Source organism: Arthrobacter sp. BPSS-3 (assembly GCF_044628475.1).
Taxonomy (GTDB): Bacteria; Actinomycetota; Actinomycetes; order Actinomycetales; family Micrococcaceae; genus Arthrobacter.
This window is the reverse complement of sequence record NZ_JBIMMV010000007.1, coordinates 1-19293: the sequence shown is the minus strand read 5'-3', so window position 1 is coordinate 19293 and position 19293 is coordinate 1. Positions and strand designations below refer to the sequence as shown.

Annotated in this window: 13 protein-coding genes, 1 rRNA gene and 2 pseudogenes; 9 read left to right on the top strand and 7 right to left on the bottom strand. The window is 62.2% G+C overall.

Going from position 1 to position 19293, the window contains the following annotated elements:
- Positions 1 to 24 precede the first annotated feature (24 nt).
- Together ACFVY3_RS11760 and ACFVY3_RS11755 are read left to right on the top strand one after the other, a co-directional pair.
- Positions 25 to 1365, top strand: coding sequence for an AAA family ATPase (locus ACFVY3_RS11760; protein ID WP_400159848.1), 1341 nt, complete (start codon positions 25 to 27; stop codon positions 1363 to 1365).
- On the top strand, positions 1358 to 2179 hold the full coding sequence (locus ACFVY3_RS11755; protein WP_400159847.1) for a DUF4435 domain-containing protein: 822 nt from the start codon (positions 1358 to 1360) through the stop codon (positions 2177 to 2179). The genes ACFVY3_RS11760 and ACFVY3_RS11755 overlap by 8 nt, the downstream gene beginning before the upstream one ends.
- Positions 2180 to 2312: 133 nt before the next feature.
- Here ACFVY3_RS11755 and ACFVY3_RS11750 read toward each other — a convergent pair whose 3' ends face one another.
- The 4 genes from ACFVY3_RS11750 to ACFVY3_RS11735 are packed head-to-tail and all read right to left on the bottom strand — an operon-like array spanning position 2313 to position 9649.
- Positions 2313 to 5390, bottom strand: coding sequence for a type I restriction endonuclease subunit R (locus ACFVY3_RS11750; protein ID WP_400159846.1), 3078 nt, complete (start codon positions 5388 to 5390; stop codon positions 2313 to 2315).
- A 10-nt stretch (positions 5391 to 5400) separates the two neighbouring features.
- Positions 5401 to 6336 carry a restriction endonuclease gene (locus ACFVY3_RS11745; RefSeq protein ID WP_400159845.1) on the bottom strand — a complete coding sequence of 312 codons (936 nt, stop codon included), beginning with the start codon at positions 6334 to 6336 and terminating at the stop codon, positions 5401 to 5403.
- A 2-nt stretch (positions 6337 to 6338) separates the two neighbouring features.
- A complete protein-coding gene (locus ACFVY3_RS11740; RefSeq protein ID WP_400159844.1) occupies positions 6339 to 7682 on the bottom strand; it encodes a restriction endonuclease subunit S in 1344 nt (447 codons plus the stop codon).
- A complete protein-coding gene (locus ACFVY3_RS11735) occupies positions 7679 to 9649 on the bottom strand; it encodes an N-6 DNA methylase (RefSeq protein WP_400159843.1) in 1971 nt (656 codons plus the stop codon). Before ACFVY3_RS11735 ends, ACFVY3_RS11740 begins: the two co-directional genes overlap by 4 nt.
- Positions 9650 to 10086: 437 nt before the next feature.
- Here ACFVY3_RS11735 and ACFVY3_RS11730 point away from each other — a divergent pair, with 437 nt between their 5' ends.
- A complete protein-coding gene (locus ACFVY3_RS11730; protein ID WP_400159842.1) occupies positions 10087 to 10614 on the top strand; it encodes a hypothetical protein in 528 nt (175 codons plus the stop codon).
- 434 nt (positions 10615 to 11048) lie between these two features.
- Here the strand turns inward: ACFVY3_RS11730 and ACFVY3_RS11725 are convergent.
- A pseudogene (locus ACFVY3_RS11725) lies at positions 11049 to 11435 on the bottom strand (TfoX/Sxy family protein).
- A 159-nt stretch (positions 11436 to 11594) separates the two neighbouring features.
- The gene (locus tag ACFVY3_RS11720; RefSeq protein ID WP_400159841.1) at positions 11595 to 12047 is read right to left on the bottom strand and encodes a DUF4383 domain-containing protein; all 453 of its coding nucleotides are present in this window, start codon (positions 12045 to 12047) and stop codon (positions 11595 to 11597) included.
- A gap of 182 nt (positions 12048 to 12229) precedes the next feature.
- Between ACFVY3_RS11720 and ACFVY3_RS11715 the strand changes: the two genes are divergently transcribed.
- The 4 genes from ACFVY3_RS11715 (at position 12230) to ACFVY3_RS11700 (ending at position 16132) form a co-directional block, all read left to right on the top strand.
- Positions 12230 to 12718 (top strand): SRPBCC family protein, encoded by a 489-nt coding sequence (locus tag ACFVY3_RS11715; protein WP_400159840.1) that lies wholly within the window; start codon positions 12230 to 12232, stop codon positions 12716 to 12718.
- A gap of 20 nt (positions 12719 to 12738) precedes the next feature.
- Positions 12739 to 13968 carry an acyltransferase family protein gene (locus ACFVY3_RS11710; RefSeq protein ID WP_400159839.1) on the top strand — a complete coding sequence of 410 codons (1230 nt, stop codon included), beginning with the start codon at positions 12739 to 12741 and terminating at the stop codon, positions 13966 to 13968.
- A gap of 206 nt (positions 13969 to 14174) precedes the next feature.
- Positions 14175 to 14378 (top strand): cold-shock protein, encoded by a 204-nt coding sequence (locus tag ACFVY3_RS11705; protein WP_208747914.1) that lies wholly within the window; start codon positions 14175 to 14177, stop codon positions 14376 to 14378.
- 143 nt (positions 14379 to 14521) lie between these two features.
- On the top strand, positions 14522 to 16132 hold the full coding sequence (locus ACFVY3_RS11700) for an alkaline phosphatase D family protein (protein WP_400159838.1): 1611 nt from the start codon (positions 14522 to 14524) through the stop codon (positions 16130 to 16132).
- 120 nt (positions 16133 to 16252) lie between these two features.
- Here ACFVY3_RS11700 and ACFVY3_RS11695 read toward each other — a convergent pair whose 3' ends face one another.
- The gene (locus ACFVY3_RS11695) at positions 16253 to 17146 is read right to left on the bottom strand and encodes a glucose 1-dehydrogenase (RefSeq protein WP_400159837.1); all 894 of its coding nucleotides are present in this window, start codon (positions 17144 to 17146) and stop codon (positions 16253 to 16255) included.
- Positions 17147 to 17462: 316 nt separating this feature from the next.
- On the opposite strand from ACFVY3_RS11695, the pseudogene ACFVY3_RS11690 reads away from it, so the two are divergent.
- Together ACFVY3_RS11690 and ACFVY3_RS11685 are read left to right on the top strand one after the other, a co-directional pair.
- A pseudogene (locus ACFVY3_RS11690) lies at positions 17463 to 18660 on the top strand (TerC family protein).
- Positions 18661 to 19207: 547 nt separating this feature from the next.
- Positions 19208 to 19293 (top strand): 16S ribosomal RNA (locus tag ACFVY3_RS11685); the annotation flags it as partial.

The window sequence follows — 19293 nt, the reverse complement described above, 5'->3', positions numbered from 1 at the left end:
AAGGTTACTGGGCTCTTTGGGTATGTGGACCATTCGGTGAATGTTCGGACGGATTCGCCAACGATTCTCACAGCACCAAATGGAGCCGGAAAAACGCATATTCTTCTTCTGGTCCGCGCCGCTCTTGGTATGGACTTGAAAGCACTTTCAACTCTGATTTTCAAAGAGCTCGAGATTTCCTTCAGTGACGGACGTGGCTTGCACGTCTCACGACGCTTTGACGAAGAAGACAGCATCGTTCTTTCGCTGCTGGCCCTAGACCAGGGTCTCCCCGAAGGGGATATCGCTGAATTTCCGGCGGCTGAACTGGAAGAGATGCGAGATGGTCTCCCGCACTACATTCGCCGACTCGGCAACGGAAGCTGGCTGGACACACGTACAGATCGCGTTCTCTCAAAGGACATGATGGAACGCCGGTTTGCTAAAGAGCTGCAGCACAGCCCCAAAGAGAAGTTGCGGGATTTCCCCGAGATCTTGGAGCTGTATTATGAAGATCAGCCAATCCTAATAGATACTAAAAGGCTGGATGCTGTTTTTTCGGAGACGCCGAATAGTTGGCGCGGCGACCCTTACGCTGAACGATCAGTAAATGCCGGTGCGGCCCGTATTCTCGAATATACAAACAAGCTTCGCAAAGACGTTATCGAGGCACGACGTAATTCGATCCAAGCAACACAGAGCGCCGATCTGAGCTTCGCTGCGCGGGCGATTTCTGCCGCCCATATGACTGTCGTCGAATCGGAGCTTCATGAACGCTATGACGAAATTGTAGAACGATACGAAAATCTCGCCAAAAACTCTCTAGCCATTGGTGAGGCGCCGATCGCGTTCCCACAGGAGACAACGGCGGCCGTTCGCACCATACTCAATGTCTTCCTGGACGACTGGGAGAGGAGGCTGGAGCCACTGTTGCCCCTGAATGAGAAGATCATGACGCTGCGTGAGATTCTCGATATTAAACTAAAACAATCGGGAAAGAAAACTGCCATGTCGGCCCAAGGCTCTCTTATTTTCAAGACGTTTTCCGAGCATCGTATTCAGGTTTCAAGTCTCTCATCGGGAGAGCAGCATCTTGTTGCTCTGTTCACTCTCCTGCTGTTCTCAGCCAAGAGAGGATCACTGGTGCTCATTGATGAACCGGAAATCTCCCTTCACGCAGCATGGAAGCATGCTTTTCTTGCCGACATCAGTCGCGTAGCTAAGATCGCCGATTTGCAGGTAATATTATCCACGCATTCAACATCTATTATTAATGGGCGTTGGGATCTGACCGAAGAGTTGAATTTTCCCATCCAGAACTCGGTTGCGCCGCCAACGTTGGCCGAAGCCGAGGATGCATCAGAGTTGGACGATATTCTTGAGTGATGCTATTCCTTCCTTGCGGGATTTGGACAATCTAGCGGATCGCATCAGGCAGCATCAGCAGGCAAGTGCTCTTCCCGTACTTATCCTTGAAGGTCCCGACGATGAGCTTGTGCTGCAGCCGCATTTGAAATCAGTTGATCTTTTTCCAGCAGGCGGGAAAAAGCGGGTTATCCGAGCGGTACGGCAACTTCTGGAGTGGAACCTGGGCAGCTTTTTGTACATTGTCGACTCGGATTTTGACCCCCAAGCGCAGTATGCGGATATGGCTACGGTGGGCCATCCGTATTCCCGGCGTGATTTAGAGGCAATGATGATTGAACTTGGTGCGCTGTGTTTGGTATTGGAGCATTATGGTTCATCTGAAAAGTTAGAGGCGGCTGGTGGGTCTGCTCAGGTTGTAAGAGAACTGGAAAACTGTATCGAACCAGTTACTATTCTGCGGTTCTGGAACTCCAGAGATAATATGGGCTTAGCTTTCGACAAGGTCGATCTCGCCTCCAAGATTGACTTACAAAGCATGGAGCTGAAGTTTCAGGCGTTTTGTATGGCCTTGCTCGCCGCCTCAGAGTCGAGCCTCTGTCTGAACGACCTCCTTTCTGCGGCAAACGAAACAGAGCTGGACGGTCTGGGCCATAGAGGAAAGGATGTGCTTTCGGCAGCCGGAGTGGCGCTGCGTAGACGCGTTGGATCCCTCCAGAAAGCCGCGGTTGATGAAGCGCTGCTAACTTCGGCGCTCCACCTTAGTTCAGGCCTGCCTCTATCTAAAAGTAAATGGATGCGGGAGCTCAAGGAAAAGCTGGACCGCCTCGAGTAGACCTACGGCACGACCTCTCCTCTTGATATCCGCGGCCAGGAGCGCGCCGACTAAAGGGGACTACATGCTTCATCAATCTGGGTCCGCAATGACCGAGCGACCGGACCACATGTCACGAAGTTGTGAGTTGCTCCTAACCGCTGAGCTGTTCGTATAAAATCGCGCTGAGCATTTTGAGAAGTGCGGCCATCTTGGTTTTATCCCCAAGGGCCTGAAGGCTCAGGTTGTAATGGCTGTCCATGGAGTTGGACACGGCATCACTGACGGCCTTTTCCAGGTGCGGGCTGCTGCCGAAGTGGTCTCGGGAGTTGTTCTGTGCCTGCTTCTGGAGCGTCTCGTTCTTCACCAGCTCGCGGCGCACGCCCTCGACGAAGTGCGCCACCGCGTCCAGTTCCTCGCCCTCGAAGGGCAGGTTGGCCTGCTGGATGATCTCTTCCCACGTCGCAAAGACAGGATCCTTCGTCTGCCCGGTGCCAACGTCTGTCGGAGGCTTCAGCAGAGCATCCTCGCCCGAAAGCTGTAGCTGGGCCCGGCCCTTGTCTTTGAGCGCGTACTTGGCCAGCACAACCCCGGAGAGGTCCAGTGCCACCTTCGCGTCGTTGACACGGAGGACCGGCAGGAGGTGCTTGTAGTAGATCGAGCGCTTCTCCAGGTCTGTATCGGCGAAGTCGACGATCTGGGAAAGGAAATCGTAGGCACGGACAAACGAACCGAGGTCCTTGCGGAACAGGTCCAGCTCGTCCTGCGCGGCCTTGTCGCCCTCGGCAACTGCGGCGTTGTAACGGGTGTTGAAGCGGGACTTCGCCGGGGCTACCCAGGCAGAGAGAGCGTTGTTGCCAGCCTCTAGCACATAGGACTTGACCAAGCCGTGCACCTCGGACTCGAGGTAGATCTGGGCGGCGTCGAGCTTAGCCTGGAGGTCGTGCACCACGTTCGGGTCGGAGACGCCTTCGAGTGCGGCCTCGCGGAAGTACGGCTGGAAGGAGGCGAGGATCTCGTCCGGGTCGTTGACGAAGTCCAGCACAAAGGTCTGGTCCTTGCCCACGGCCGTGCGGTTCAGGCGGGACAGCGTCTGCACGGCCGAGACGCCGGAGAGTTTCTTGTCTACGTACATCGCGACGAGCAGTGGCTGGTCGAAGCCGGTCTGGAACTTGTTGGCCACCAGCATGATCTTGTACTCGTCGGTGGAGAACGCCTCGGGCAGCGTGCGGCCCTTGAGCCCGGGGTTCATATTGAACTCGGTGAATGCCTCGGTGCCGGATTCGTCGTCGTTTACTTCGCCGGAGAAGGCGACCATGGTGCCCAAGCCGGAGTAGCCGGCGTCGTGGATGTACTTGTCGATGGCGAGCTTGTACCGGACGGCTTCCTTGCGGGAGCCGGTGACCACCATGGCCTTGGCCTTGCCGTCGAGGCGCCAGGCGACGTTGGCGCGGAAGTGCTCCACGATCACCTGGACCTTCTGGCTGATGTTGTACGGGTGCAGTTTCACCCAGCTCATCAATGACTTCAGCGCCTCGGACTTCTCCACCTGGGTGTCGTCGGAGTCGTAGTCCCGGCCCTCGTGGGTGAGCCGGTAGGCCACCTTGTAGCTGGTGTAGTTCTGCAGCACGTCCAGGATGAAGCGCTCCTCGATGGCCTGCTGCATGGAGTACAGGTGGAACGGCTGCGGCAGCCCGTCAGGGCCCTTGCGGCCAAACAGCTCCAGCGTCTTAGCCTTCGGTGTGGCTGTGAAGGCGAAGTAGCTGATGTTCTTGGCATCGGCCCGTTCGGCCATCTCGGCGGCCAGATAGGCCTCGACGTCGAACTCGCCGCCGTCGTTGACGTCTGCCAGTTCCTCCGCGGAGAGGACCTTCCTCAGCTTGTTGGCGGTGGACCCGGTCTGTGAGGAGTGCGCTTCGTCCGCGATGATGGCGAAGTTCCGGCCCTTGAGCGCGTGGGATTCGGCGATGGCCTTCAGTGCGAACGGGAAGGTCTGGATGGTGACGATGATGATCGGTGTCCGCGCCGCCAGCGCGGCGGTGAGTTCGGCGGATTTGGAGCCGGCGTTGCCGCGGATGGGAACGACGACGCCGGACTTGTGTTCGATCTGGTAGACCGCGTCCTGCAGCTGGGCGTCCAGCACAGTCCGGTCGGTCACGACGATGACGGAGTCGAAGATCTTCTGGTTCTCGGCGCCGTGCAGAGAGCTGAGCTGGTGCGCGGTCCAGGCGATGGAGTTGGTCTTGCCGGAGCCGGCGGAGTGCTGCACCAGATACCGGTGGCCTGGGCCCTCGGCCCGGGCGGTCTCGATGAGCTGGTTGACCACGTCCCACTGGTGGTAGCGGGGAAACAGGAGGGATTTGCGGACTTCCCGCTCGCCAGTGACCAAGTTGGTTTTGTCGCTGATCTGTAGGTGCAAGAACTTGCCGATGATGTTCAGCCAGGAATCGCGCTGCAGGACTTGTTCCCAGAGGTAGCTGGTGGCCGACCCCTTGGGGTTGACCGGGTTGCCGGCGTGGCCGTTGTCGCCGAGGTTGAAGGGCAGGAAGTACGTGTCGTTGCCCTTGAGCTCGGTGGTCATTTGGATCCCGTCGTTGCTGACGGCGAAGTGCACCAGAGCGCGGCGCCCGAAGGACAGCAGAGGCTCGTCCTTGTTCTTGCTGTTGCGGGGGAGTCGGTCCTTGCGGTATTGCTCTAGGGCGTCATTGATGTTCTGCGTGAAATCGGTCTTGAGCTCGATGGTCGCGACCGGAAGGCCATTGACGAACAGGACCAGGTCGATGCTCTTCATGGTGTCGACCGTGGAGTAGTGCACCTGGCGGATGACCCGGAGGCGGACCTTCCCGTAGCGCTCCAGCGTTTCCGGGTTCAGGCCCATGGCCGGCTTGAACTGGCACATCTCAAACTTCGCGGCGATGTCCTTGAACCCGGTGCGCAGCACGGAGAGCATGCCGGCTTCCTTGGCCGCCGGCTTGTCCAGGACCTTGCACAGCCGGTCCAGGAGCAGCCGCTTCGCCACCTCGTGCTCGGCGGGGGAGTCCGTCGGCTTCAGGACCTTCGCCAGCTGCTCCGGCTGTGTGTCGGCCAGCCAGCCGAAGACATCCTCCGGGACAAGCGCGCGGCTTGCAGTGTAGAGCTCGCTTGCTTTGCGGTGCGGCTCGTAGATCCATCCCTGGGCTGCCAAGGCCTGGCAGATCTCGTCCTCGAATGTCACTTCATTGTGCTGCGCCATACGGTTCCCCCTAGAAACTGTCGAAAAAGTCCTGGTCCAGCTTTTTCACGACTACCGTGCGGTCGACTTGGACACCGACGCCGTACTCGAACATGAGCGACGCCAGCCGCTGCCCGTCGATAAGAATCAACGTGTAGTGCGCCGTGTCGCGGGCGACAGCCCGCGCCCCGGAGGTGAATGTCGAGGTGGTGATGAATATGCCCTTGGTAGCGCGGAACTGGCCCAGGGCGCCGCTGAAGGCCTGCACCTCCGGCGCGCCGACATTATTGCCCTCGGAATAACGCTTGGCCTGCAGGTACACCCGGTCGAACCCGAGCGCATCCTGCCACACAATCCCGTCGATGCCCTTGTCCCCGGAACGCTGGGTGGGCTTCAGGTTGTCTTCACGGTCTGTTCCGTAGCCTAGCGCCCTCACGACGAAGGGAATGAGGCGCTCGAAGGCGTCCGGGGAGAGTTCCAGCAGATTGCGGTAGATCTCGTCGATGACCACCCGGTTGAGCTGATCAGCAGACCGCTCGAGAGCCTCGGACGGATCAGCGTCGACTGCAACCTCGGAGACTGCGGTAGCCGGTTCGACGCCGGAAAGGACCGTCTTCTTGGGGGCCTTCGATGTGTTCTGGTACGCCCGGTATGACTCGTACTCCAGCAGCGTCTGATAGGTGATTTCGGCAGTGGAGGCCACCCGACGTAGGCCCTCGTCGCTGATCTTGTACTGACCGCGAGCCTCACGGACCAGCAAACCCGCCTTCATAGAATCGAAGACCGCCCAGTTGATCCGGTTGGCCCAACGCGCCTCGCCGGAAGACATCACCTCCGCCATATCCTCTTCAGTCAGACGAGTGCCCTCCGCTACAGCCGTCCTGATCTCCGCGTTCCGGCGAACCTGGCCATCCGTCATGACACGCAATACCGGATCAACAAATCCATGCCACTGAGGCAACGTCATACCTATGCAACTCCTTCACGAACATCGATCTTGCCCGTAACGGCAGCGGAGATGAGGGCGGAACGGCGTTCGCGCAGGAGAACAATCACACTTTGTGCCTTGTCTTTGAGTAAGTCGATGGAGGCTGTCCGGTCGTCGAGGTACCCAGCAGTGATCTGCTGCTCTTCGAGGGAAGGCAGTGCTATGTCGACCGTAAGAAAGTCCGGGTAGGAAAGGTTCTGCATGCTGGAGCTGGCACCCACCCTCCGAAACTGAATTTGCGACCGATATACGTCTGTCTTTGACCACCAATAGATGAAGTCTGTGTGAGCCCTCTCAAAATCGATCTGCCAGAGTTTATCGGACAGGAATAGTAACGGGGCATCGTTAGGCGTCCGGCCCGTGCTACCAACAAGGTCGGGGGTGTTGGCGCGGTTGACTATGAGTGTCCCCATACGGACTGGACAAGTAACCCTCTCAACGTCTTCGGGGAGGACCGTCTTGTTGGCTTCCGGGACAAAATATCCCTTTGAAACGGCGCCGGTCTTAAGTACCCCCAATTCATCTGGCCCTGCGGGCGTATCCATTCCGTTGACACTGGTTCCCGACTCTTGAGTAGGGCCAGTCCACTTCAGCCGGGATGTGGTCCAATGATTGGGCATATCGCCGAGCCAGGGGATGCCAGAGGGTTTAGTGGGGGCAGTGGGATCGAGGCCTTTGGTGACGGCGTGGGTGATGATCGCCTGACGCTTCTCCACGAGCAGCTCGATGAGCCGTTCCTGCTTGATGATCAGCTCATCGATCTGGGCGGTTTCGCGATCGAGGAAGTCAACAATCGCCCGCTGCTCGTTCGGTGAAGGCAAAGGGACGGGGATGTCGCCGAGCAGCTGGAGGTTCAGCCCGTCCCGGAGGTCACCCCCAGACATGCTCCGTACGTTTGTGTAGTTCGAACGAAGCCACCAAAAAAGGTATCTCGCGTCCACTCTCCCCGTGGGAATCAGAGCCGCCATGGACTGGTTGCAGGTCGCAGAAAAGCCGAGCTGGGCCACGGTCCCCTTGGTCTTCCCCTGGCCTGCTAGCGCCAAGACAAGCGCGCCTTGTGGTATCCACTTGGCACTACTGCTGGCGAACCCTGTCTCGGAAATGTACGCCGATGGCTTATGGATAACTGGTTCGTTCACCGCCCCCGAGTTGAGCCAGGGAATTGACCCTTCGCTCCAGAAGTCGGGATTTTCACGATCCGGGGTGCCACCTGAATACCGAGTCGAGAGCCAACGCAATGACGATACAGACCAGTGGGCCGGAATCTCATCGAGCCAGGCCACATGTGACGCCTTGTAGGCCTTGTAGGGAACGTATGAGCTCACTGCTCTACCTCGGCGAGCAGCGTCGTGATCTCGGAAATGAGTTTGTTGAGGTCCGTGTCGATCTCATCAAGGGACCTTGGTGCGACGTACTTGTAAAAGTGGCGGGTGAACGGGATCTCGTAGCCGAGCTTGGTCTTGGACTCGTCGATCCAGGCGTCGGGGACGTGGGGGAGGATCTCTCGCTCGAAATAGGCGGTGACGTCTTCGCCTAGCGGGACTTTCTCCGTGTCTCGGAGGTCTGTGTCTGCCTCGAGAGTACCCTTGGGGCCCTTGCAGACGTCTGCGGTCTCGTCGCGTGCGGAAAGCCCGGCAACGATGGCTTTCAGGACCGGTGTTCCGAGCTTTAAACCGGCGTTGGCGAGGGCCGGCTTGAGGATCCTTAAGAAGGCTTCACGGTTCTTCCAGAGCTTTGTTTCGTCTTCGCCGAGGCGGGTGAGCGTCTTTTCCAGAAGCTGCCGGTCGTCGTCGGACAGTTTCTCAACGGGTTTCTGCGCCAGAACGGCGTCGACGCGCGCTGGGGTGCAGGCGAAGTTGAGCTTCAACGGGCGCTCCACGGTGATGGTGGCGTAGCCGAAGTCTTGGTTGGTTAAGATCTTTGAGGTCTCACCGTCGTCTTCGAAGGAGCCGTAGAGCTGGACGATGTTGGTGATGTCCTTGGGGCCCAGTTCCTTGCGCTTGGAGCCGAGGCTTTTGCGCATCTTCTGGAAAAAATCGGTGCCGTTTATGAGCTGGATCTTCCCGACGCGTTCCGGGTGCTTCTGCTTCTTGCTGTTTGAGAGGATCCAGACGTACGTGGCGATACCGGTGTTGTAGAACATGTCCGTGGGCAACGCGATGATGGCCTCGACGAGATCGTTCTCGATGACGTACTTGCGGATTTCGGACTCGCCGGAGCCGGCGCCGCCGGTGAACAGCGGTGAGCCGTTGAGGACGATGCCGATGCGGGAGCCGCCGTCGTGTGCGGGACGCATCTTGCGGATCAGGTGCAGCAGGAACAGCAGCGAGCCGTCGCTGACCCGCGGCAGACCCGGACCGAAGCGGCCCTCGAAGCCGTGCTGCTCGTGCTCCTTCTGGATCTGCGGCTGGATTTTCTTCCACTCGACGCCGAAGGGCGGATTGGAGAGCATGAAGTCGAACTGCTGGCCGATGTTCTGGTCGTTGGCGAGGGTGTCGCCGACGGAGATCTTGGAGATGTCCTGGCCCTTGATGAGCAGGTCCGATTTGCAGATGGCGTAGGACTCATCGTTGATCTCCTGGCCGTACGCGACGAGGGACGCGCTGGGGTTCAGCCCGTGGAGGTGTTCCTGGGCGACGGTGAGCATGCCTCCGGTTCCGGCGGTGGGGTCGTAGATGCTGCGGACGATGCCCTCTTTGGTGAGTACGTCGTCGTCGTAGTTCAGCAGGAGCTGGACCATGAGCTGGATGACCTCGCGCGGGGTGAAGTGCTCACCGGCCGTTTCGTTGGAAGCTTCGGCGAAGCGGCGGATGAGCTCCTCAAACATAAGGCCCATCTCGATGTTGCTGATGGCCTCCGGGTGAAGATCGATCGCGGCGAAGTCCTTGGTGACGTGGTAGAGCAGGTCGGCGCTGTCCAGTTTCTCGAGCGTCTTGTAGAACTCGAAGCGCTCGAAGATGTCACGCGTGTTCTCGGAGAAGCCCTGGACATAGTTGAGGATGTTCGCCTTGACGTTGGTGGGGTCATCCAGGAGCTTGGCGAAATTGAACTGGGAGGTGTTGAAGAAGCTGTGGCCCGAGGCCTTCTGCAGGAAAGTATCCAGCGGGATGTTCAGGTCCTTCTTGGCCTCTGCTTCTTTCAGAACGGCTTCCTTGGTTTTCTCCAGGACGCAGTCGAGGCGGCGGAGGATGGTGAAAGGGAGGACCACCGAGCCGTATTGCGCCGGTTTATAGGTGCCCCGCAGAATATTCGCGACGCTCCACACCAGGTTGGCGTTATTGTTGCCTGCCACTGCTCCCACTTCCATTGCTGCAGGCAGTGGGGCCCGCCATGCGCGGCTGATCGCGTTAAGGCCGACCGCGGCGCCCCCATTGCCGTGCAACGCTCTATCGATCACTCACGTACTTGCCCTTGCATTGTATGGGGGAGTAGCCGTCTTCCACCCTAAGCAGGGCCTCGGGCCAAACATGCCGCTTCTGGGCGCTGCCTGGTTCAGCTCCTGTCAGCTCCTCATTTGGGTTTTACCGACGTTTGCGGCTGCCAAGAGAAGGTATACGTCGTGGTTCTCTAGGGTTGGGGCCCCATGGCCGGAAGACACGTCAGCAGAACGAGCTCGTTCGGGTACGGCTTGAGCCGGTCACGAACGAGACACGACTGCCCCGATTGCGGCATCCGGTATCCTTTCCGTGTTTCAGCTTGGCTATCGCGGAATGCAAAAGGAGAGAAGCAATGGGGCTTGACTACCCGAACCTGGATGAGGCGACCCGGGCATCAATGACTGACGAGGTGCAGTTTGACATTGCAAACGGTTCTCTTTATCTGAGCACTCGGCTCAACCCACAGGGCACTCGCGAGTGGCCTGACTTGCTGCTCTCGGCTGTCGAGACGGGCAACGACGACTCTTTAGCAGCGGAGGTCGTCTCTAGGGAGTTGCTCAAGAGCCATGAAGAGAGTCAACGCAACGGCAGGCCCTACACGAAAAAGGTTCCGTCTACAGCGGCCGTGACTCTCGCTGAAGGAGAATTCAACAGATTCTATCTCCGGGGCATTGCCGCGCGTGCAGTTGAGGAGGGACGAGAAGTCGAGATCTACCGTGGCCGTGAATCGGCGAGCCCTCGTGCCGAGTCGCAAGAACTAGTGGGCAATCGCCTCGCTGGAGCCGATCTGCTCAATGATCTTCGCTCCAATGTGGGGGTCGACTCGGCACTGAAGCTTCCGCCAGGACCGAACTCAGGACTGACGGGCAAACTGGTCTGAGTCGATTTTGAGAATCTCCTTAAGGCGTAGGCCGTCGGGAGTCAGAGGGGCGGACTACCGATAGGTGCCGGCAAGGTTCATACGGCCCTTTGAGATTGTCGAGCAGCTCGCCATGCAATCGGCGACAAGCCAACGCCCCCGGGTTACTTAGGAACTGAATGGGCGCCCGGTTGGCGCGGCCGAGGACCTGCCCACGTCCAAGTCGTTAATGGCCTTCTGGAGGTCGTCGAGCTTGATCTTCTCGGGGTGGAGGGGGACAGCCCCGCGGGCGGCCAGCGCGCGCCATCAGGTCCTAACGGCGTTAGTAGGATCCCACCAGGTTCTCATTGACGTTTATCTCTGAGGAGATGATGCCGATAGTGGTCGCCGTGGTGTCGTCGCATGGTGATGCCCTCCAAAGTAGCAGCGCTCCGCCCACGCTGGGAAAGGCGCTGCTATTTCGGCAGTGGGTTGGGGGACTTTGGAGCCTTGGGCGCCTTCGGCGGCAGTCCGGCCACATGCTCGAACGCCTTTTCCGCCCAGGCCCTGGCGCGCGCCTCGGGGTCGCCCTCGCCGTTTCAGGTCTCCGGCAAGCCGGTCCAGCCGCCCATGGGGCTTTCGGCCGGCCCGAACGGAACAGTCCGCTCGGTGCTTTCCAGTGCCGCCTTGTCCGCCGCGGACAGCTTCACGCCGACGGTGGGGCCGAACAGGCTGGCGAACATGTTGCCGTTCACGAACGCACCCAGATTCCCGAACATCGGCTTGATGACCACCTCGGGAAGGTCGGGAACCAGCGAACGGAAGCGCTCCTTGTCGGCGTCGGACGCTTTCGGCATTTCCATGGGTACCTCCAGGACACTGCGGGCCTCGAGCGGGCTTTCCTGCAGGATATGCCTGCCACTCCGCCCGGCACAGGCTGCCGATGCAGCGAGACTGGACCTGCAACAAACGCGTCCACCGGAAGCCGGTGGGCGCGTTTGGTTGAGATGGGTATGCTGCGATTAGGCGTGAGCCTTCGCGCGGCCCTTGGTGAGGGTGACTGCCAGCGCGATCATGCCGGCGCCGAGCACCAGGTGCAGGATGTTGTCCAGGCTGTTCAGCGGCACGAAGTCGCCGGCCGAATCCTCCGGGACCACCAGGCCGTACACGAACAGGACCAGGTAGATGATGCCGCCGTAGAGCAGGAAGGATCGTGCACCGGTGGCGGTGCGGGCCAGGAGCAGGCCGGCGGCGCCGAAGAGCAGGTGGACGATATTGTGCAGGGCCGAGACCTGGAAGAGGCCCAGCAGCATGGCCTCGGAGTGGTGGCCGGCGAACTGCAGCGAGTCGTAGTTGCTGGTGATGCCCGGAACAAAGCCCAGGATACCGACCAGGAGGAACACGCCGCCGACGGCGAGGCTGGTCTTCTGGACTGCCGTGCGGGGAGTGGTGCGGGAGTGGGTTGCGGTTGCCATGCGGGGCTCCTTAGGTTCGGACTTGCGGTGACGGGCCCACCGGGTGTGGCCGGACCGTTGCTTATGCCAACTATTCGGAGGAAACCGGGGCGTGGATTGCCGGGGGTGCTTGGGCTTTCTGCCGACGGCGGGCAGGTCGGCGGTGGGCGGCGGTGGACGGGACCGTCTGCAAGGATGGAGCCATGACTCCGAACCTCCGCCAGCACCAGGAATCCGTCACGGTCAACGCCTCCGCCGAGGCGCTCTACAACCTCGTCTCCGACGTCACCCGCACCGGCGAGTGGAGTCCCGTCTGCAAAACCTGCTGGTGGGACGACGAGGACAGCGCCGGCGACGTCGGTGCCTGGTTCACCGGACGCAACGAGGTTCCGGGACGGACCTGGGAGACGCGCTCGCAGGTGGTCGCTGCCGAACGCGGCCGCGAGTTCGCCTGGGTGGTGGGCGGCAAGTACGTCCGGTGGGGCTTCACCATGACGCCGGCCGAGTCCGGGACCGTCCTGACCGAGTCGTGGGAATTCCTGCCGGAGGGGATCGCCATGTTCAAGGAGAAATTCGGGGACAAGGCCGACGCCCAAATCGCCGACCGCACCCGGCAGGCGCTGGACGGCATCCCCAAGACCCTCGCCGCGATCAAGCAGATCGCCGAAAGCGTCACCGCCGCCCAAATGTAACGGACTGGTAACATGGATCGATGCCAAATCAGCACGGATCCACCCGAGTCACGCAACTGGACGGCCTCCGCGGGCTGGCCGCCCTGGTGGTGGTCGCCTGCCACGCGCTCTCCACGCTCCCGTGGGTCGGCCGCGTCGTCTCGAACGACCGCTCCACCCGGCTCACCAGCCCCGAAATGTGGGCGGTGTTCTCCCCGCTCCACGTCCTCTGGAACGGCACCCCCGCGGTCCACGTCTTCTTCGTGCTCTCCGGCTTCGTCCTGATCCTGCCGTTCACCAAGTCACTCCCCGGCAGGAGCTGGGCGCCCTACTACGCCAAGCGGCTGCTACGGCTCTACCTGCCGGCGTGGGCGGCGCTGGCGCTCGCCGTCGTCCTGATGGTGCTGATCCCGCGCACGCCGTCGCCGCTGCAGAGCCCGTGGGCGGACATGTACGTCACCACCCCGGACCCGGGACAGGTCTTCCGCGACGCCCTGCTGATGCTCAACGCCAGCACCATCAACACCCCGCTCTGGACGCTCCGCTGGGAGGTCGCGTTCTCGCTGCTGCTGCCGCTCTATGTCTTCGTCGCGCTGCGCTGGCGCCGGTTCTGGCACCTCAAGCTGGTCTTCGCGCTGGGCCTGGCGGTCATTGGCGGGGTCTTCCACATCGAGGCGCTGACCTACATGCCGATCTTCGCCATCGGCGCCGTCCTGGGCGCCGAACGGGAACGGATCCGCGAGCTCACCAGCGCCTGGCCGCGGGTGATCTGGCTGCTGCTGGCCGCCGTCGGGCTCTACCTGGCCAACGCCGAGTGGATCAGCCCCGAGCCGCCCATCCGCGGCGTCGAGGCCGCCATCACGGTGGGCGCCACCCTGATCGTGCTGGTGTTCCTGCTCTCCGGCTCGGCCAAGAAGCTGGGCGACACCGCCCTCGCCCAGTGGCTTGGCCGGGTCTCCTTCAGCCTCTATCTGGTGCACCTGCCGATCATCCTGGCCGCCGCCACCCTGCTGCGCGGCGTCTCGCTCCCGCTGGGGCTCGTCCTGGGTGTGGCGGCGTCCTTCGCCACGGCCGAGCTGTTCTTCCGCTACGTCGAAGGCCCCGCTCACCGGCTCTCGGTCGCCGCGGGCCGCGCCGTCGAGCGGCGGATCACCAAGGGCAACCGGGCGGCGGCCGTCGCCGCAACAGGGCCCACGGAGGCGACGTCGAACCCCCGGCCGGGAACGGCGCCGTCGGCCGCGGACACCCGGCAGACCCAGCCCCAGTCCTAGCATCGGCGTCGGCACTCCGCGTCATGTGGTAAATGGCGGCGCTCAACTCCTGTAGTGTTGAACCTGTTGTTGTGTTTGCAGTTCGTAGTTCAGGCAGTACGCGCGGTCGAAAGTCCGTGTTCTTCTGAAGCAGCGGTTTTGAGCACCCCACACCGGAAGGCCCGAAAGTCGGGATTTTCCTTCCACCTTCACGAAGGACAAAAATAATGGCTACTGGTACCGTCAAATGGTTTAACGCTGAAAAGGGCTTCGGCTTCATTTCTCCCGATGACTCCTCGCAGGACGTTTTCGCGCACTACTCCGCGATCAACTCCTCCGGCTTCCGCTCCCTCGAAGAGAACCAGAAGGTCTCCTTCGACGTCGAGCAGGGCCCCAAGGGCCCGCAGGCAACCAACATCCAGGGCCTCTAATTCCTTAGAGTTCCGGGACCGTTAGGTTTCGAGCAGGGCCCGTCTTCGGACGGGCCCTGCTTTTTTGTGCCCTTCGGAAGCCGCCCGTGCCCCGTTCACACCGCCGCCACCAGCGGTTCATCCGGACCGGCAACGGTGGAGGCATGACTGAATTCAGCCGCCGCAATGTTCTCAAGGGTGCCCTGGCCGCCGCCGGTGCCGCCGCCGTCGTCCCCGGAACTGCCGGAGCCGCCAGCGCCTCCGGCGTCGCCCTGGTCCGCAACCGCCTTACCCTGCCCTCCGGCATCTCCATGGGCGATGTCACCACCGGCTCCGGCGTCCTCTGGTCCCGCGCGTCGGGCCCCGGCACGCTGGTGGCTGAGCTGCTGGCGGTCGACGACGGCGGGTCCCCGCTGAGCGGCGGCCGCGCCTTCCGCCGGGTGCTGCGGGGGAGTGCAGCCACCGAGGCCACCGACTTCACCGCCCGGATCGACGCCAGCCACCTGCCCGCCGGCACCCGCTTCGCCGTCAGCATGCACTTCGAGGACGCGGAAGGCCTCGCCGGCGAGACCGCCCAGGGCTCGTTCAGCACCGCGGCAGACACCGGCCTGCTGGCGAGCGGCCGCGAAGCCCGCGGCCAAAGTTTCGTCTGGACCGGCGATACCGCCGGCCAGGGTTGGGGCATCAACGAGGAGATCGGCGGCATGCGCGGCTATGCGGCCATGCACGCCACCCGCCCGGACTTCTTCATCCACTCCGGGGACACCATCTACGCCGACGGCCCCATCAGCGCCCAGGTCACCGAACCCGACGGGCAGATCTGGCGCAACCTGGTCACCGAGGAAGTCTCCAAGGTGGCCGAGACGCTCAACGACTTCCGCGGCCGGCACCGCTACAACATGATGGACAAAAACATCCGCGCCCTCTACGCCGAGGTCCCCGTCATCGCCCAGTGGGACGACCACGAAACGCACAACAACTGGTACCCCGGCCAGATCCTCACCGACACCCGCTACACCGAACGCCGTGTGGACGTCCTCGCCGCACGCGGCCGGCAGGCCTGGCAGGAATACCAGCCCATCGCCGGGGTGACCGCCGGCGGCACCGGGTTCGAACCCGAACGGATCTACCGCAAGATCTCCCGCGGCCCGCAGCTGGACATCTTCTGCCTGGACATGCGCAGCTTCAAGGACCCCAACACCGACGGCAAGGAAACGCACCTGACCCACATCCTGGGCCAGGAACAGACCGACTGGCTGATCCGCGAGGTCAGCCGCTCCAAGGCCACCTGGAAGGTGATCGCCAACGACTTGCCGCTGGGCCTGGTGGTCCCGGATGGGCCGGTGAACGAGGAATCGCTGTCCAACCACGACGACGGCGCCCCGCTGGGCAAGGAGCTTGAGCTCGCCGCCGTGCTTTCGGCGTTCAAGCGCAACCGGGTTAAAAACGTCGTCTTCTTGACCGCCGATGTGCACTACTGCGCCGCCCACCACTACTCGCCGGAGCGGGCCGCGTTCACCGATTTCGACCCGTTCTGGGAGTTCGTGGCCGGGCCGATCAACGCAGGCAGCTTCGGGCCCAACGCTCTGGACGGCACGTTCGGCCCCAAGGTGGAGTTCTTCAAGGCCGGCGCCTACGCCAACCAGTCCCCGCGCAGCGGCACCAGCCAGTTCTTCGGCCACGTGGACCTCGGCGCGGACGACGTCTTCACCGTCAGCCTGCGCGACGCCAACGGCACCGTGGTCTGGAGCAAGTCCCTCCCGCCGCAGCGCTAAGCTCCGCACGGCCTGGGCGCCGCCGTCGTGCGTTGAGCCCGTCCCGCCGTCGTTCAAACGCCAGTGGGCCCCACCCGGAGAATCCCGGGAGGGGCCCACTGGCGTTTGGCGAGAGGGGCGTTACGGCGTCGGCATGCCGCCGTTGACGTTCAGCGTCTCGCCAATCACGTAGCTGGACTCGGGGGAGGCCAGGAACACGTAGGCCGGGGCGAGCTCGGCGGGCTGGCCGGCGCGGCCCAGCGGGGTCTCCTTGCCGAACTCCGGCAGGTCCTCGGTGAGCTGGCCGCCGCTGGGCTGCAGCGGGGTCCAGATGGGGCCCGGGGCCACGGCGTTGACGCGGATGCCCTTGGGCGCCAGCTGCTGGGCCAGGCCCTTGGTGAAGTTGTTGATCGCGGCCTTGGTGGAGGCGTAATCCACAAGCGTCTCCGAGGGGCTGTACGCCTGGATGGAGGTCGAATTGATGATCGTCGCGCCGGCCGGCAGGTGCGGCAGCGCCTCCTTGGTCAGCCAGAACATCGCGTACACGTTGGTCTTGTACGTGTGGTCGAACTCGACGTCGGTGATGTCGCCCAGGGCCTCCTGCGCCATCTGCTTGCCGGCGTTGTTGACCAGGATGTCCAGGCCGCCGAGTTCGCGGACGGCCGTCTCGACCAGTTCGCGGCACACGGCCGAATCCTTGAGGTCGCCGGGGACCTTGACCGCCTTGCGGCCGGCCTTCTCGATCAGCTTTGCGATCCGGGCGGCGTCTTCTTCCTCCTCCGGGAGGTAGGACATGACGACGTCGGCTCCTTCGCGGGCGAAGGCGATGGCCGTGGCGGCGCCGATCCCCGAGTCCGCGCCGGTGATGATCGCCTTGCGGCCCTCCAGCCTGCCGGTGCCGCGGTAGGTCTCCTCGCCGAGGTCGGCCTTGGGGGCCATCTTCGCGTCCAGGCCGGGTTCCGGCTGGCTCTGCTCCGGCGGCTCAATCTGGTCATACGCCGTGACGGGGTTCCTGAACGTGTACTGGTCAGTCATAGTTCTCCTCCGATAGGTGCGTGCGGCCCGGCCATCAGGCGGCCCGGGCTCGGGCGGCGGGTGGATCCCACGGCATGCTAAGCATGCTTATAAATCACCCTAGTTCGATGGCGGGGAGCGCGCAACGCGGGGGAGCGGATGCCTGTCCCGCCGTTGTCTGAAACCCGGGGAGTGTGCTTCAATTTTTGGACGGAGGGGAGTATCCCCCACATGTTCCGTCGTCAGTACGGCCGCCCCTGAGCGGCCCGGCGGGCAGGCCTTCGGGCCGGGAGAGACCTCCAGTTGGTAGTGACTGACTGGAAGCGGGTGCTCTTCGATGAATGTTCCTTTGTGGGCCTGGTTGGCCGTCCTTGGCGTGATCGTCCTGATGCTGGCGGTGGATCTGTTCGCCCACCGCAAGGCGCACGTGATCGGCGTCCGCGAAGCGGCGCTGTGGTCCGCCGTCTGGGTCGCGTTCGGCGTCGGCTTCGGCGTATTGGTGTGGCAGCTGTTCGGGGCCGAGTTCGGCCAGCAGTACTTCGCCGGCTATCTGATCGAGAAATCCCTCGCCGTGGACAACGTTTTCATCTGGGCGATCATCTTCACGTACTTCGCGGTACCCCGCGAGTTCCAGCACCGGGTGCTGTTCCTCGGTGTGGTGGGCGCCCTGGTGTTCCGCGGCATCTTCATCGCGGCCGGCTCGGCCATCATTGCCAGCGCCGGGGGGGGGGGTGCTCTACCTGTTCGCGGCGTTCCTGCTCTACACCGGCTACACAATGATCCGGCAGCGAAACCAGCACCCGGAGCCGGAGAAGTCGCGGACGCTCGCACTCTTCCGCCGGTTCGTTCCCATGACCGACAAATTCCACGGGCAAAGGTTCCTGGTCCGGAAGAGCGGTGTGGTGCTGGCCACCCCGCTCCTGGGAGTCATGGCCTTGGTGGAGGTCACCGACATCATCTTCGCCGTCGATTCCATCCCCGCGATTTTCGCCGTCACCGACGAGGTGTTCCTGGTCTTCACCGCCAACGCCTTCGCGATCCTGGGCCTCCGTGCCATGTACTTCCTGCTCGCCGACCTGATCCACCGGTTCATCTACCTGAAGATCGGCCTGGCGCTTGTGCTGGTGTGGGTGGGCATCAAGATGCTCCTTAAGATCGACATCTACTACATCCCCACACCGCTCTCCCTGGGCGTCATCGCCACCATCCTGGCCGTCTCCATCGGTGCGAGCCTCTTGGCCACCCGCGGCCAGGAGCGCAAGGCCCCCGACGGGCCGGCCGTCGCACCTTTCGGGACGGCTACGGACGCGGACCTGGCGGAACTGGAACCGCTGTGGCCACGCGGACGCGGCGGAAGCGGGAGGACTCGAACGACGACGGCGGCGCCGGGCGCCACGGGCGACGCGGTGCCTTGTCTCCCGGGTGACGCGGGAACGGGTGCCGCGGAGGACGCCGGCCCGGGTGCCGCGGGCGGCGCGGGAACGGGCGCCGCGGGTACGGGTGCCGCGGTGGACGCCGACGCCACGCCGCGGTGACGCAGTTCATACCGGTCGCGTAGCCTCAGGCGGGCTGTAAGGGCACCACCCGAACCCTCCAGTTCCCCGGAATTCCGGGGGACTGGAGGGTTCGGGCCTCGCCGGTGGCCGATTTGTGTGGTCCGGTGTTCGTGTGTAAAGTTATTCGAGTCGCCGCCGCTGAAGCGGAAAGATAGCGACCGACCCCCTTGTTGAACAGCCTGAAAAATGGTGCGGAATTGTGCGCCGGTTTTTCGGGTGGGGACCCTTCCAATGCGTGGGATTCGGCGAATACGCCGGTTTGCATTGCGGTTGGTGATCGGGTAAGTTTGAAAAGTTGCTCCGGAGCGAGTCACGGTCCCTTGTGGATTGTGGTGGTGCCGGGTGTGTCTGTTGTTTGAGAACTCAATAGTGTGCCAAGTTTGTTGATACCGATTGTTTTATTGATTGGTTGAAATTGCCGAATCGTGCCGCCCCTGTGGTGTGGTTTGGTGTTTTAGCTGGTTTCAAATTTTGTGCAGCCTTCGTATCCCGTTTTCCCGGGGTTGTTGGTTGTGTCTGTTTGTTTTCAACGGAGAGTTTGATCCTGGCTCAGGATGAACGCTGGCGGCGTGCTTAACACATGCAAGTCGAACGATGATCCGGTGCTTGCAC

Coding starts and splice junctions, on each gene's coding strand:
- ACFVY3_RS11750 (WP_400159846.1), bottom strand. CDS start 5,390: ATGGCGCAGCACAATGAAGTGACATTCGAGGACGAGATCTGCCAGGCC.
- ACFVY3_RS11745 (WP_400159845.1), bottom strand. CDS start 6,336: ATGACGTTGCCTCAGTGGCATGGATTTGTTGATCCGGTATTGCGTGTC.
- ACFVY3_RS11730 (WP_400159842.1), top strand. CDS start 10,087: ATGGGGCTTGACTACCCGAACCTGGATGAGGCGACCCGGGCATCAATG.
- ACFVY3_RS11720 (WP_400159841.1), bottom strand. CDS start 12,047: ATGGCAACCGCAACCCACTCCCGCACCACTCCCCGCACGGCAGTCCAG.
- ACFVY3_RS11715 (WP_400159840.1), top strand. CDS start 12,230: ATGACTCCGAACCTCCGCCAGCACCAGGAATCCGTCACGGTCAACGCC.
- ACFVY3_RS11710 (WP_400159839.1), top strand. CDS start 12,739: ATGCCAAATCAGCACGGATCCACCCGAGTCACGCAACTGGACGGCCTC.
- ACFVY3_RS11705 (WP_208747914.1), top strand. CDS start 14,175: ATGGCTACTGGTACCGTCAAATGGTTTAACGCTGAAAAGGGCTTCGGC.
- ACFVY3_RS11700 (WP_400159838.1), top strand. CDS start 14,522: ATGACTGAATTCAGCCGCCGCAATGTTCTCAAGGGTGCCCTGGCCGCC.
- ACFVY3_RS11695 (WP_400159837.1), bottom strand. CDS start 17,146: ATGACTGACCAGTACACGTTCAGGAACCCCGTCACGGCGTATGACCAG.